Genomic DNA, 13,161 nt, shown 5'->3' with positions numbered 1-13,161 from the left:
CTCCGGCTCATGGGGGCCGCCGGAGGAGCCTCCCCGATGGGGCCGGCGGGAGGAACTCCCGCAGCGGGGGCCGCAGCCGCCCGGCGCACCGCGCAGGTCGCGCTCCGTGCGCGGTGTTCTCACGCACACCGTGGCCGTCGTCCTCGGACTCGTCATCGGCAACGTCATCGGGGCGGGCGGCGGCTCGGACAACGACACCTCGCCCTCGGCGGAGAGCACGGTCACCGAGACCGTCACGGAGTCGGCGTCCGGCACCGGCGCCGCGCCGGCCGACCCGGCGGGGGAGGAATCCGCCCGGGGAGAGGCATCCGCTCAGGAGGCGTCCCGCGAGCCCGCCGACGAGGTCCCCGGGGACGGCACCTTCGTCGTCGGCAAGGAGATCCGGCCAGGGACCTACCGGACCGACGGTCCCGAGGACTCGGTCATCCCCAACTGCTACTGGGCCAGGCTCAGCGGGACCTCGGGTGAGTTCGACGACATCATCACCAACGGGAACACCGATGGCCCGGCGACCGTCACCGTCTCCGCGAGCGACAAGGCGTTCCTGACCAGCGGGTGCAAGACGTGGAAGAGGGCGGAGTGAGCGGTGCCACGCGCTTCGAGGGGGGCCTCCGCGCCGTCCCGCCCGCTCCCCGCGACTCCGGGGCGCGGGCGTCCGTCAAGTGACCCGGACCACGGGCTCCCTCAGATGCCCGGCCCCGTACGCCGCAGTACGCGCAGGGAGTTCCGGGCGGACACCTCGGTGAAGGCGCCGGAGGCGAGGGCGCGGAGGTAGACGCGGTAGGGCGCCTGGCCGGTGAACTCGTCGGCGGGGTCGGGGAAGACGTCGTGGATGACGAGGAGGCCGCCCGGGGCGACATGGGGCGCCCAGCCCTCGTAGTCGGCGGTGGCGTGCTCGTCGGTGTGGCCGCCGTCGATGAAGACCAGGGCCAGCGGGGAGGCCCACAGGGACGCGATCTGCGGTGAGCGGCCGACGAGGGCGACGACGTGCTCCTCCAGGCCCGCCCGGTGCAGGGTGCGGCGGAAGGCGGGCAGGGTGTCCATCACGCCCAGCTCGGGATCGACCGTCTCCGGGTCGTGGTACTCCCAGCCGGGCTGCTGCTCCTCGCTGCCGCGGTGGTGGTCCACGGTGAGCGCGGTGACCCCGGCCGCCCTGGCCGCGTCGGCCAGCAGGATCGTGGAGCGGCCGCAGTAGGTGCCGACCTCCAGCAGGGGCAGGCCGAGGCCGCCCGCCTCCCGGGCCGCCGCGTACAGGGCGAGCCCTTCGTCGACGGGCATGAAGCCCTTCGCCGCCTCGAACGCGGCGAGTACGCCGGGGCCGGGTGCCGCCGGCGCGCCGCCGGCCTGGGAGGTCGTCCGTGTGTCCACGGGGTCATGCTGCCGTACGCGCGGCCGCGGCCGATGAGCGGGGTCAGGCGGAGACCCGGCCGGGAGCCGGCCGTGCGGCAGGATCGTCCTCGCTGCTCGCCAGCAGCTGCCCGCCGGGCTGCGGTCGCGCGGCCGGCAGGAACAGCGCCAGGAGCAGGCCGACGGCCACCGCCCCCGTGGCGATCAGGAAGGAGAGGCGGAAGCCGTGCATCGAGGGCACCGCCACACCGCCCGTGGTGTGTGCCGTGGCCGCGAGCACCGTGCCGATCACGGCGCTGGACACCGAGGTGCCGATGGACCGCATCAGCGTGTTCAGGCCGTTCGCCGCGCCCGTCTCCGACGCCGGGACCGCGGCGTTGATCAGCGCGGGCAGCGAGGCGTAGGCGAGGCCGATGCCGGCGCCCAGGACGACCGAGGTCACCAGGGTCTGCCAGGCGGCGCTCATCAGGCCGAGGCCGCCGCCGTAGCCGAGCCCGATGATCAGCAGGCCGAGGATGAGGGTGGCCCGCGGGCCGTAGCGGGCCGAGAGGCGGGCGTACACCGGGGCGGTGAACATCATCGTCAGGCCGAGCGGTGCAACGCACAGACCGGCGACGACCATCGACTGCCCGAGCCCGTAGCCGGTGTCGGCGGGCAGCTGCAGGAGCTGCGGAAGGACCAGGGAGACCACGAAGAAGGAGACGCCGACCATGATCGACGCGAGGTTGGTGAGCAGCACCTCGCGGCGTGCGGTGGTGCGCAGGTCGACCAGCGGAGCCGGCAGGCGCAGCTCCATCCACCCCCAGAGCAGCAGCACCACCGCCGAGGCGCCGAAGAGCGTGAGCGTCGTGGCCGAGGCCCAGCCCCAGTCGCCGCCCTTGGAGACCGGCAGCAGGAACAGCACGAGACCGGCGGACAGGCCCAGCGCGCCCGGCAGGTCGAAGGTGCCCGGGGCGCGCGCCGGCGACTCGGGCACGACCAGGAGGATCAGCGTGATCGCGAGCAGGCCGAGGCCGGCGGCGCCGAAGTAGAGGACGTGCCAGTCGGCGTGCTGGGCGACCAGCGCGGCGGCGGGCAGGGCGAGGCCGCCGCCGACGCCTATGGAGGAGCTCATCAGGCCCATCGCCGAGGCCAGCCGCTCCCGCGGCAGCAGGTCCCGCATCAGGCCGATGCCGAGCGGGATCGCGCCCATCGCGAAGCCCTGGAGGGTACGGCCGGCGATCATCAGCAGCAGATCGCTGGTGAACGCGCTGATCAGCGCCCCCACCACCATCACCGCCAGGCCCGCCACCAGCATCCGCCGCTTGCCGAACAGGTCGCCGAGCCGGCCCAGGATCGGGGTGGCGACGGCACCGGACACCAGGGTGGAGGTCAGCACCCAGGAGGCGTCGGCGGGCGAGGCGTCCAGCAGGCGCGGCAGATCCTTGATGACCGGCACCAGCAGGGTCTGCATCACCGCCACCACGATCCCGGCGAAGGCCAGCAGCGGCACCACGGCCGCGCCGGTCCCACGGGTCTCACGCGTGCCGGTGGCGGCGGAGTCGGTCGTCGTCGATCTCATGGTCAGCGGCAACCTGTCTGCTGAGGCAACTATTCCGTTGCTTTGGCACTCTAACGATTTCTTGACCGGTTCTTGACGGACCCGCGCCCGGCGGTTGAGAGCATGGCAGTCATGCTCCAGGCTTCCGGCACCTCCGCCCCCGTCTCCCGGCGTCCCGCACCTCCCGCATGGCTGGTGGTGACCCTGGCCTGCGCCGGCCAGTTCCTGGTCGTCCTGGACATCTCCGTCGTCAACGTCGCCCTGCCCTCCATCCGCACCGCCCTCGGCCTCGACGCCCAGGGCCTGCAGTGGGTGGTCAACGCCTACGCGATCGCCTTCGCCGGCTTCATGCTGCTCGGCGGACGCGCCGGCGACCTCTACGGACGCAAGCGGATGTTCCTCGTCGGCCTCGGCCTGTTCACCGCGGCCTCCCTGGCGGGCGGACTGGCCCAGGAGGGCTGGCAGCTGCTGCTGGCGCGGGCCGTGCAGGGACTCGGGGCCGCCGTGCTCGCGCCGTCCACCCTCACCCTGGTGACCTCCGCCGTGCCGGAGGGCGCGGCCCGGGCACGGGCCATCGCCACCTGGACCGCCGTCGGCGCGGGCGGCGGCGCGGCCGGCGGCTTCGTCGGCGGGGTGCTGGTGGACTCGCTGTCCTGGCGCTGGGTGCTGCTGATCAATGTGCCGGTCGGCGCGGTGGTGCTCGCCGCCGCCGCGCTCTGGCTGACCGAGAGCCGGGCCGGTGACCGGCGGCGCCTCGACCTGCCCGGCGCCCTGCTGGTGACCGCGGGCCTCGGCACCCTCGCCTACGGCATCTCACAGACCGAGGCGGAGGGCTGGACGGCGCCCGCCACCGTCGTACCGCTGACCGCCGGCGTGCTGCTGGTCGCCGCCTTCCTGTGCGTCGAGGCGCGGGCGAGGGAGCCGCTGATGCCGCTCCGGCTGCTGCGGCTGCGTGCGGTGGCCTCGGCGAACGTGGCGATGTTCGTCAGCGGTGCCGCCATGTTCTGCATGTGGTACCTGATGACCCTGTACGCGCAGAACGTGCTCGGCTACAGCCCGCTGGAGGCCGGACTCTCCCTCGTGCCCAGCTCACTCGCCGTCGTGCTGGGCTCCAAACTGGCACCGCTGCTGATGCCCGCGCTCGGCCCGCGCGCCGTGGCGGTGCTCGGCACGCTCGTCGCCACGGCCGGCTTCGGCTGGCAGTCCACGATGACCGCGGACGGCACCTTCCTGACCTCGATCATGTTCCCCGGCATCCTGATGATGCTGGGCGGCGGCCTGGCCGGCACCCCGCTCGCCGCGCTCGCCACCTCCGGGGCCGCACCGCAGGAGGCCGGCCTGGTCTCCGGGCTGGTCAACACCTCCCGCACCATGGGCGGCTCCCTGGGCCTCGCGGTCATGTCCACCATCGCGGCGGCCCGCACCAGCGCGTCCACCGCCCCCGAGGCCCTCACCGCGGGCTACGCCCTCGCCTTCCGCACGGGCGCGGTGGTGCTGGCGGCCGGGGCGGTGATGATGTGGCTGTGGCTGCCGCGCAAGGCGGGGGCGGCGCACTGAGCGCGGCCGGGCCTCGCCGCCGCGTGCGGCGGTGCGCCGAGCCGGGGCGGGAAAAGCGGGCCCGGCGCGCGCCGGAACGGCCCCGTGACGGCCCTCGGCGGAGTGCCGTGCCCGTTTTCCGCCGCCGGTGAGGGTCCTGGCGCCCGCGGTCCGGGCCAGGCCCGCAGACCCCCGCCAGACCCCCTCGCCCACCCCCGAATCACCCTGTCCGACCTGGGACTTCACCCGTCCGCGCCGTACCATCGGCGGGCCCGGAAAGGAGTCCGGATGGACCGGAACATACGCACCGTCGACGACGTCCTCGCGCTTCTGGACGACCTGTTCGCCCCGGAGGCGGACCGGTGGACGAGGCGCGGCGCCGGCTGGTGGGACGCCTTCTACGCGGACCGCTCCCGCCCCGTCCCCTTCTTCGTGGCCAAGCCCGACGAGAACCTGGTGTCGTACGCCGACCGCGGCCTCGTCACCGGTGGCGGCCGTGCCCTCGACCTCGGCTGCGGCCCCGGCCGCAACGCCCTCTTCCTGGCGACGCGCGGCTTCGAGGTGGACGCGGTGGACCTGTCCCCGGTGGCCGTCGCATGGGCCCGGGAACGGGCGGAGGAGGCCGGGGTGCGGGGCGTGCGCTTCCACTGCGGCGACGCCTTCGTCCTCACCGCAGGCGAGCTGGGCGGACCGTACGACCTCGTCTACGACTCCGGCTGCTTCCATCACCTCCCGCCGCACCGGAGGATCAGCTACCTCGCCCTGCTGGACCGGGTGCTCGCACCGGGCGGTCGCTTCGCGCTCACCTGCTTCGCCGCCGGCGGCATGGGGTCCGAGCTGGACGACCACGCGTTCTACCGGGGCACCGGCCTGCAGGGCGGCCTCGCCTACACCGACGAGTCGCTGCGCCGGATCTTCGCGGAGACGGCCGGCCTGGAGGAGATCGAACTGCGGCGGATGGTCCAGCAGGGCGGGGACAGTGCGTGGTTCGGGGCGGACTTCCTGTGGACGGCGCTGCTCCGGCGGCCGGATGACCGGTCGCGGCCGGACCCCTCATCCGACGGCCATAGCTGACACACCGTCAGGAGCCTTCACAACTGCACGAGGCTGGGTTATACAGGGTGGGACCGTACTGGAACGCGTTCTAGTGATGGGCGGGTTCCCGCGGCCCGTGACGACCCCGGTGCGGCCGACGGTGCGGACGGCCGTACCGGGGTCTTCGACATCGGTTCAGGCCCGGCGATCAGGAGTCCCATGCCCATCGACGCAGCCAAGGCCCTCGCCGCCGAACCCCGGACCGGCGAGATCAGCTGGGGAACCAAGGACGTCCTGCTCTACCACCTCGGCGTCGGCGCCGGCACCCCCGCCACCGACCCCGGCGAACTGCGCTACACCCTGGAGTCCCGGCTGCACGTCCTGCCCAGCTTCGCCACCGTCGCCGGCGGCGGGGAGCCCGGAGTCATCGGCGGCCTGTCCATGCCGGGCGTCGAGGTCGAGCTGTCCCGGGTGCTGCACGGCGGCCAGTCGCTGACCCTGCACCGGCCGCTGCCCGTCGAGGGCCGGGCCACCGCCACGCACCGCGTCGCCGCCGTGTACGACAAGGGCAAGGCCGCCGTCCTCCTCCTGCGCACCGACGTCGCCGACGCCGACGGGCCGCTGTGGACCGACGACGCCCAGATCTACGTGCGCGGCGAGGGCGGCTGGGGCGGCGACCGGGGCCCCTCGGTACGGCGCGAGACGCCCGCCGGGGAGCCGGACCGGACCGTCGAGCGGACCGTGCGTGACGACCAGGCGCTGCTGTACCGCCTCTCCGGCGACTTCAACCCGCTGCACGCGGACCCCGAGTTCGCCCGGAAGGCCGGCTTCGAGCGGCCCATCCTGCACGGGCTGTGCACCTACGGCATCACCCTCAAGGCCGTCGTCGACACGCTGCTCGGCGGGGACGTCACCCGTGTCCGCGCCTACGCCACCCGCTTCGCCGGAGTCGTCCACCCCGGCGAGACCCTGCGGATCCGGATGTGGGAGGACCGGGGCGAGAGCCAGGTGCACGTCAGGGTGAGCGCGGCGGACCGGGGCGACGCGCCCGTGCTCACCGACACGGTCGTCGCACTTTCCTGACGGCCCGTCATGCCGCAATCCGCAGACCCGCAGACCCGCAAGACCGTCCGCCGCCGTCACCGCAACCCCGGCCACGCCCTCACCGCCTTCTGCGCCTCACGCCTCTTCCGGCTCCATCGCCCAGCCGAGGGGAGCCATGCCGTGCGGGCAGCCGTACTGCACCAGACCGGCCAGGACGAGCTCGAGGTCCACGACGACATCGAGGCGGTGGGCTTCGGCCCCGGCAAGGTGCGGATCCGGGTGCGGGCCACCGGGCTGTGCCACTCCGATCCGTCCGCGAAGAGCGGGGTGCTGCCGCAGCCCGCGCCGTTCGTGCCCGGTCACGAGGGCGCCGGTGAGATCGCCGAGGTGGGGGAGGGGTGGCCGGGCTCTCGACGGGGGGACCGGGCCGTCGTCTGCCGGCTGCCGCCGTGCCGGGCCTGCCCGGCCTGCCGGCGCGGGCAGAGCGAGCCGTGCCTGGCCGGGTTCATGAACGCCGGTACGCCCCACTTCCGGCGGGCCGGCGGTGACGTCCACGGCTTCGCCGGCACCGGCACCTTCGCCTAGGAGGCCGTGGTCGACGCCGGCTGCGCGGTGCCCCTGCCGGACGACGTGCCCTTCGGCATCGCCGCCCTCATCGGCTGCGGGGTCACCACCGGACTCGGTGCCGCCCTCGACACCGCCGACGTGGCCGCCGGTTCGTCGGTGGCGGTCATCGGCTGCGGCGGGGCCCGGCGTCTCCGCGATCCAGGGGGCCCGGCTGCGCGGCGCCGCCGAGATCGTCGCCGTCGATCCGGTGCCCACCCGGCGCGAGGGCGCGCTGCGGTTCGGCGCCACCCGCGGCGTCGCCCCCGAGGAGCCGGCCGACGTCAAGCAGCAGCTCACCGGCGGGGAGGGCTTCGGCTACGTCTTCGAGATCGTCGGGTGCTCCGCCACCGCCCGCACCGCCTACGAGACCTCTCGGTGCGGCGGCACCTCGTCGTGGTCGGCGCGGGCGCCATGGACGACCAGCTGCAGCTCGACATGTTCGAGCTGGACCGCCGGCCGGGCAGCGGAGGGCCGAACCGGCCCGCCGGGCAGCGGGAGGCCGAACCGGCTCGCCGGGCATGGAAGTCGGAGCCGGCCCGCCGCATGGCCGGGACACGAGGAGCGGCCCCCGTCCGCCGGACGGGGGCCGCTGTGGTGCACCGGATCGACTGCTGACGCTCCGTCAGGCAGCCGACTCCGCAGGCTCGTTCTCCTCCACCGGCTTGCGGTGACGGCCGCGCGGGGTCGTCTCCGTGTCGTGCGTGGCGACCGGGCCCCGGTGCTTGCCGCGCCCGGCAGGGATCTGACCGCTTTCGGTGGTGGGCGCCTCGTTGGTGATGGCGTCGTTCATCGGAAGGAATTCACCCCGTAAAAACATGATCTTCCTGCAGACGGGTGAGTGTAACCGGCCCACCACGGCACGGATCCAGGCGGCCACGCCGACCGCCACTACTTCGTTACAAGCCGTCCCAGAGGCGCCTGTTGCAGGGGAACGGGACGCGGCACCGACGGTTCCGGCGGCGCGCCCGCCTCCGCTTCCGCGGCCTTTGCGGGCGGGTCCTGGGACGGTGCCGCGGAGGGTGTGCTCCGCTCCTCCGGCGGGGGCGCCGGGACCGAGGCCACCCCGCAGGGCGCGTCCGGCGTGGCGTACGGCAGCCGCAGCATCCCGTCCGCCGTGAACAGCCCGCTGCCGGTCAACCACCCCCGGGGCGCGGGAAGCTGGTGCACCTGGCGTTCGCCCGGCCGCCACACCCCCACCCAGGAACCCAGCGGGCCGTCGATGCGCAGGGCCACCGCACAGCCCTCCGGGGTGAGCACCTGGCCGGGCTGGATCGCGAACGGGGTGACCGTGCAGCCGGGCAGCCGCACGCACTGCGGGAACCGCACCGGCAGCGTGCTGCCCAGCACACCCCAGCCCAGCAGGACGCTGCCCGGCGAGGGCGCGTCCGAGCTGATCAGCAGCAGCCCGCTGTCCGGGTCCGCGAGCAGCACCCGGTCGTCGCTCCCGGCGGCGATCTGCAGCAGCGGCGACACCTCACCGCCGCGCCCCAGATCCACCACGACCGCCTTGGTCCGCCCCCCGGTCTCCCGGTCCAGCGCCAGCAGGCGCCCCGCACGGTCCAGCCACGCCCCGCCCGAGCAGCGGCCGGGGATCTCGGCGACCCGCTCCGGCCCGAAGGCGCCGCCCGCCACCTGCCACAGGACCGTGGAGCGGGCGCCCACGGCGACGGCGTAGGCCCGCTCCCCGCACGGCGCGGGCGGCAGCAGCGACACCCGGGTGCCGGCCTCCGGGCACTCCACCGCCCCCAGCGGCAGCTCCCCGGTGCCCGGGCCCGTCGGATACAGCAGACAGAAGGTGTGCCGTCCGTCCACCAGCCGGTGGAGCAGGACCCGGCCGTCGCTCAGCGGCTGCACCTCGGTGCCGGGCTCCTCCGGCTGGTGGCCGGCCAGCGGCACCGCGTACGGCTCGGGGCCGTCCAGGGTCCAGCGCTCGGGGTAGAGGTTGTCGCCGGAGCGGGCGAGGCGGGCGGCGTAGGCGCCGTCCGCGGTGATGCTGCAGCCCGGCGGCACGGCCCCGACGGTCCCGCCGGCTCCGTCGGCGCCGCCGGTCCCGCCGGTCGCGGCTTCCCGCACGGTCCCGGCGTCCGTTCCGGTCACGCCGTCCGGCCCGGCGCCGGCAGTCCCGCCGTGTCCGGCGTCCCCGTCGTCCCCGCCGTCCCCGGCGGCCTCGTCGTGTCCCGTCGAAGGCTCGATCGCACAAGCCGTCATCGTTCGGTCACCTCCGGCGACGAACGTAGTTTTCGCACGCACGGTCGGGGCATCCACCGCTGTCCGCTTCACACATAAGGGTGTTCCAGGAACGATTCGCCTGAGGAAACGGGGGTGCATGTGCTGTCCGGAAGCGGTCGTCGGCCGGGGCGCCCGTGCAGGTACTGCGGCGGGAAAGGGGCAGGTAGCCTTGCTCCCGTGCCCCGTCTGTCAGAAGTCATCACCGCGCTGGAGAACCTGTGGCCCGCCGAGCGGGCGGAGTCCTGGGACGCGGTCGGCACCGTCGTGGGCGACCCCGACCAGGAGGTCCGGCGGGTCCTGATCGCCGTCGACCCGGTCCAGGAGATCGTCGACGAGGCGGTCGAGCAGGACGCCGACCTGCTGATCACCCACCACCCGCTCTATCTGCGCGGCACCACCACCGTCGCGGCGTCCCACTTCAAGGGACGCGTCGTGCACACGCTGATCAAGAACGACATCGCGCTGCACGTCGCCCACACCAACGCCGACACCGCCGACCCGGGCGTCAGCGACGCCCTCGCAGGGGCGCTGGGCGTGCGCGTGGTGCGGCCCCTGGTGCCCGACCCGACCGACCCGGCCGGCCGCCGGGGCCTGGGCCGGATCTGCGAACTCGACCACCCCTTGACCGTTCGCGAACTCGCCGCTCTCGCCGCCCGGCGGCTGCCCGCCACCGCGCAGGGCATCCGGGTGGCCGGCGACCCCGAGGCCGTCGTGCGTACCCTCGCCGTCAGCGGCGGCAGCGGCGACAGCCTCTTCGACCAGGTGCGCGCCGCCGGGGTGGACGCCTTCCTCACCGCGGACCTGCGCCACCACCCGGCCTCCGAGGCCGTCGCCCACAGTCCTCTCGCGCTGCTCGACGCGGCGCACTGGGCCACCGAGTGGCCCTGGTGCGAGCTGGCCGCAGCCCAGCTCGACGAGATCTCCGACCGCCGGGGATGGGGCCTGCGCGTCCAGGTCTCCCGCACGGTCACCGACCCCTGGACCGCCCACGCGGCGTCCGTCCGGCCGTCGACCACCACGCCCGCGCTGGGGAGCGACACCCCGGCTGAATCCGAAACATCTGGAGCCCCCAACTGAACGCCGCGCCCGCCGACCAGATCCGACTTCTCGACGTCCAGGACCTCGACGTCCGCCTCCAGCAGCTCGCCCACAAGCGGAAGTCGCTGCCCGAGCACGGCGAGCTCGAGTCGCTGAACCGGGACCTCACCCAGCTGCGCGATCTGCTCGTGGCCGCGCAGACCGAGGAGAGCGACTGCGCCCGCGAACAGACCAAGGCCGAGCAGGACGTGGACCAGGTGCGCCAGCGTGCCGCCCGCGACCAGCAGCGCCTCGACTCCGGCGCCGTCTCCTCGCCCAAGGACCTGGAGAACCTCCAGCACGAGATCGCCTCCCTCGCCAAGCGGCAGGGAGACCTCGAGGACATCGTCCTCGAGGTGATGGAGCGCCGTGAGTCCGCCCAGCAGCGGATCGCGGAACTCACCGAGCGCGTCGCCTCCGTCCAGTCGCGGATCGACGACGTCACCGCCCGCCGGGACTCCGCGCTGGAGGAGATCGACGGCGAGGTCGCCTCGGTCACCAAGGAGCGCGAGGTCGTCGCCGCGTCCGTCCCCGCCGACCTGCTCAAGCTGTACGAGAAGCTGCGTGAGCAGCAGGGCGGCATCGGCGCGGCCAAGCTGCACGCCCGCACCTGCCAGGGCTGCCGCCAGGAACTGGCCATCACCGAGCTGAACGAGATCCGCCAGGCCGCCCCGGACGCGGTGGTGCGCTGCGAGAACTGCCGCCGCATCCTGGTGCGCACGGCCGAGTCGGGGCTGTAGGAGCACGGGACCGGTGCGGGAGTTCATCGTCGAGGCGGACGGCGGGTCGCGGGGCAACCCCGGCCCGGCGGGCTACGGCGCGGTGGTCGTGGACGCGGCGACCGGGCAGACCCTGGTCGAGGTCGCCGAGTACCTCGGTGTGGCCACCAACAACGTGGCCGAGTACCGGGGGCTGCTGGCCGGCCTGGAGGCCGCGCGGGAGCTCGACCCCGGGGCGGCCGTGCACGTCCGGATGGACTCCAAGCTGGTCATCGAGCAGATGGCGGGCCGGTGGAAGATCAAGCACCCCGATCTGAAGCCGCTGGCCACCCGGGCGGCGCGGGTCTTCCCGCCGGAGCGGGTGAGCTGGGAGTGGATCCCGCGCGAGCAGAACAAGCAGGCGGACCGCCTGGCCAACGAGGCGATGGACGGGGCGGAGCCGGGGACGGTGATCCAGCGCAGGGCGGATGAGGATGCCCGCGGCGGTGCGGGCGCCGGGGCTGCCGCGGTGGACGGTGGTGCGGGCGCCGGAACCGCTGCGGTGGGCGCGGGTGCCGGGGCCGGCCGGGCCGGTGAAGTCCGGGAGCTGGAGGCGGAGTCCGACGCCGAGTCCGGCGTGCGGTCCGCCGAGCCCGCCGCCGGGTCCGGCGCGAAACGTGCCGCCGATACGCGTGCCGCGCAAGCCGTGGCCACGCCCAGCACCGGTTGGGGCCCCGCCGACATGGGCGCACCCGCCACCTTCGTCCTGCTGCGCCACGGCGAGACCCCGCTCACGCCCCAGAAGCGCTTCTCGGGCAGCGGCGGCAGCGATCCCTCCCTCTCCGGCATCGGCCGGGAGCAGGCCGAGAAGGCCGCAGCGGCGCTGGCCCGGCGCGGCACCATCCAGGCGATCGTCAGCTCGCCCCTCGCCCGTACCCGGGAGACCGCCGCCATCATCGCCGCCCGCCTCGGCCTCGACGTCGCCGTCGAGGAAGGGCTGCGCGAGACCGACTTCGGCGCCTGGGAGGGCCTCACCTTCGCCGAGGTCCGCGAACGCTACCCCGACGACCTGAACGCCTGGCTCTCCTCACCGGACGCCGAACCCACCGGCGGCGGCGAGAGCTTCGCGGCCACCGCGACCCGTGTCGCCGCCGCCCGCGACAAGCTGGTCGCGGCCCACGCGGGCCGCACCGTGCTGCTGGTCAGCCATGTCACGCCGATCAAGACCTTCGTCCGCCTCGCCCTGGGAGCCCCGCCCGAGTCCCTGTTCCGCATGGAACTCTCGGCCGCGTCCCTCTCGGCGATCGCCTACTACGCCGACGGCAACGCCAGCGTGCGGCTGTTCAACGACACCTCACACCTGCGCTGAGCCCGCCCGGGACACCGAGCCGGCTCCCGGAGCCGCCGCGGAGCCGGCTGCCGAGGCCGCCGCGGCGCGCGCCAGCCGCTCGATCCGCGCCCAGTCGCGGCCCGCCACCGCGTCCGCCGGCAGCATCCAGCTCCCGCCCACACAACCGACGTTGGGCAGCGCGAGGTAGTCCGGCGCCGAGTCCGGTCCGATGCCCCCGGTCGGGCAGAAGCGGGCCTGCGGAAGCGGTCCGGCGAGCGACTTCAGATACGCCGTGCCGCCCGCTGCCTGCGCGGGGAAGAACTTCATCTCCCGCACCCCGCGCTCAAGCAGCGCCACGACCTCCGAGGCCGTGGACACGCCGGGCAGGAACGGCACCCCGGCCTCCCGCATCGCCGCGAGCAGCCGGTCCGTCCACCCCGGGCTCACCAGGAACCGCGCGCCCGCGTCCACCGCCTCGCGCACCTGCTCCGGCGTGATCACCGTGCCCGCCCCGACCACCGCGTCCGGCACCTCACCGGCGATCGCCCGCAGCGCGGCCGGCGCGGCCGGCGTCCGCAGGGTCACCTCGATCGCCGGCAGCCCCCCGGCCACCAGCGCCCGCGCCAGCGGCACGGCGTCGGCGGCGTCCTCGATCACCACGACGGGCACGACGGGGGCGAGATCCAGCACGGAAGCAGGCAGCGGCGAGCTCATGGGCC

At 74.5% G+C, this 13,161-nt stretch carries 12 protein-coding genes and 1 pseudogene; 8 read left to right on the top strand and 5 right to left on the bottom strand.

Annotated elements, in window-relative coordinates:
• Positions 1-106: 106 nt before the first annotated feature.
• A complete protein-coding gene (locus HCJ93_RS16005; protein WP_167996384.1) occupies positions 107-583 on the top strand; it encodes an Rv1352/Rv1906c domain-containing protein in 477 nt (158 codons plus the stop codon).
• A 101-nt stretch (positions 584-684) separates the two neighbouring features.
• Here HCJ93_RS16005 and HCJ93_RS16000 read toward each other — a convergent pair whose 3' ends face one another.
• Entirely contained in the window at positions 685-1,278 is a 594-nt protein-coding gene (locus HCJ93_RS16000; RefSeq protein ID WP_167996409.1) for a class I SAM-dependent methyltransferase, read from the bottom strand.
• A gap of 133 nt (positions 1,279-1,411) precedes the next feature.
• Positions 1,412-2,908 (bottom strand): MFS transporter, encoded by a 1,497-nt coding sequence (locus tag HCJ93_RS15995; RefSeq protein WP_167996383.1) that lies wholly within the window; start codon positions 2,906-2,908, stop codon positions 1,412-1,414.
• Between the two features lie 102 nt (positions 2,909-3,010).
• Between HCJ93_RS15995 and HCJ93_RS15990 the strand changes: the two genes are divergently transcribed.
• From HCJ93_RS15990 to HCJ93_RS15975, 4 genes and pseudogenes are all read left to right on the top strand, one after another.
• A complete protein-coding gene (locus HCJ93_RS15990) occupies positions 3,011-4,444 on the top strand; it encodes a DHA2 family efflux MFS transporter permease subunit (protein ID WP_167996382.1) in 1,434 nt (477 codons plus the stop codon).
• A gap of 267 nt (positions 4,445-4,711) precedes the next feature.
• Positions 4,712-5,497, top strand: a complete 786-nt coding sequence (locus tag HCJ93_RS15985; RefSeq protein WP_167996381.1) for a class I SAM-dependent methyltransferase — start codon at positions 4,712-4,714, stop codon at positions 5,495-5,497.
• Between the two features lie 180 nt (positions 5,498-5,677).
• The gene (locus HCJ93_RS15980; RefSeq protein WP_167996380.1) at positions 5,678-6,541 is read left to right on the top strand and encodes a MaoC/PaaZ C-terminal domain-containing protein; all 864 of its coding nucleotides are present in this window, start codon (positions 5,678-5,680) and stop codon (positions 6,539-6,541) included.
• A 141-nt stretch (positions 6,542-6,682) separates the two neighbouring features.
• Positions 6,683-7,555 (top strand): annotated as a pseudogene (locus tag HCJ93_RS15975) (alcohol dehydrogenase catalytic domain-containing protein); the annotation flags it as partial.
• Positions 7,556-7,730: 175 nt separating this feature from the next.
• Here the strand turns inward: HCJ93_RS15975 and HCJ93_RS15970 are convergent.
• Complete coding sequence (locus HCJ93_RS15970; protein WP_167996379.1) at positions 7,731-7,898, bottom strand: hypothetical protein; 168 nt, start codon at positions 7,896-7,898, stop codon at positions 7,731-7,733.
• Positions 7,899-7,996: 98 nt separating this feature from the next.
• Positions 7,997-9,316: a hypothetical protein gene (locus tag HCJ93_RS15965; protein ID WP_167996378.1), complete on the bottom strand. Its 1,320-nt coding sequence runs from the start codon at positions 9,314-9,316 to the stop codon at positions 7,997-7,999.
• Positions 9,317-9,514: 198 nt separating this feature from the next.
• On the opposite strand from HCJ93_RS15965, the gene HCJ93_RS15960 reads away from it, so the two are divergent.
• The 3 genes from HCJ93_RS15960 to HCJ93_RS15950 are packed head-to-tail and all read left to right on the top strand — an operon-like array spanning position 9,515 to position 12,481.
• Positions 9,515-10,414 (top strand): Nif3-like dinuclear metal center hexameric protein, encoded by a 900-nt coding sequence (locus tag HCJ93_RS15960; RefSeq protein ID WP_167996377.1) that lies wholly within the window; start codon positions 9,515-9,517, stop codon positions 10,412-10,414.
• Complete coding sequence (locus HCJ93_RS30035; protein ID WP_167996408.1) at positions 10,411-11,154, top strand: zinc ribbon domain-containing protein; 744 nt, start codon at positions 10,411-10,413, stop codon at positions 11,152-11,154. The genes HCJ93_RS15960 and HCJ93_RS30035 overlap by 4 nt, the downstream gene beginning before the upstream one ends.
• A gap of 13 nt (positions 11,155-11,167) precedes the next feature.
• Positions 11,168-12,481 carry a bifunctional RNase H/acid phosphatase gene (locus HCJ93_RS15950; RefSeq protein ID WP_167996376.1) on the top strand — a complete coding sequence of 438 codons (1,314 nt, stop codon included), beginning with the start codon at positions 11,168-11,170 and terminating at the stop codon, positions 12,479-12,481.
• Here the strand turns inward: HCJ93_RS15950 and eda are convergent.
• Positions 12,467-13,156, bottom strand: a complete 690-nt coding sequence (eda, locus tag HCJ93_RS15945; RefSeq protein WP_167996375.1) for a bifunctional 4-hydroxy-2-oxoglutarate aldolase/2-dehydro-3-deoxy-phosphogluconate aldolase — start codon at positions 13,154-13,156, stop codon at positions 12,467-12,469. The two genes, HCJ93_RS15950 and eda, sit on opposite strands and share 15 nt — an antisense overlap.
• Positions 13,157-13,161 lie beyond the last annotated feature (5 nt).

This window comes from Streptomyces composti (genome assembly GCF_012034205.1).
Classification (GTDB): domain Bacteria; phylum Actinomycetota; class Actinomycetes; order Streptomycetales; family Streptomycetaceae; genus Streptomyces; species Streptomyces composti.
Note: the sequence above shows the minus strand (reverse complement) of the source record. Positions and strands in the feature narration are given on the sequence as shown.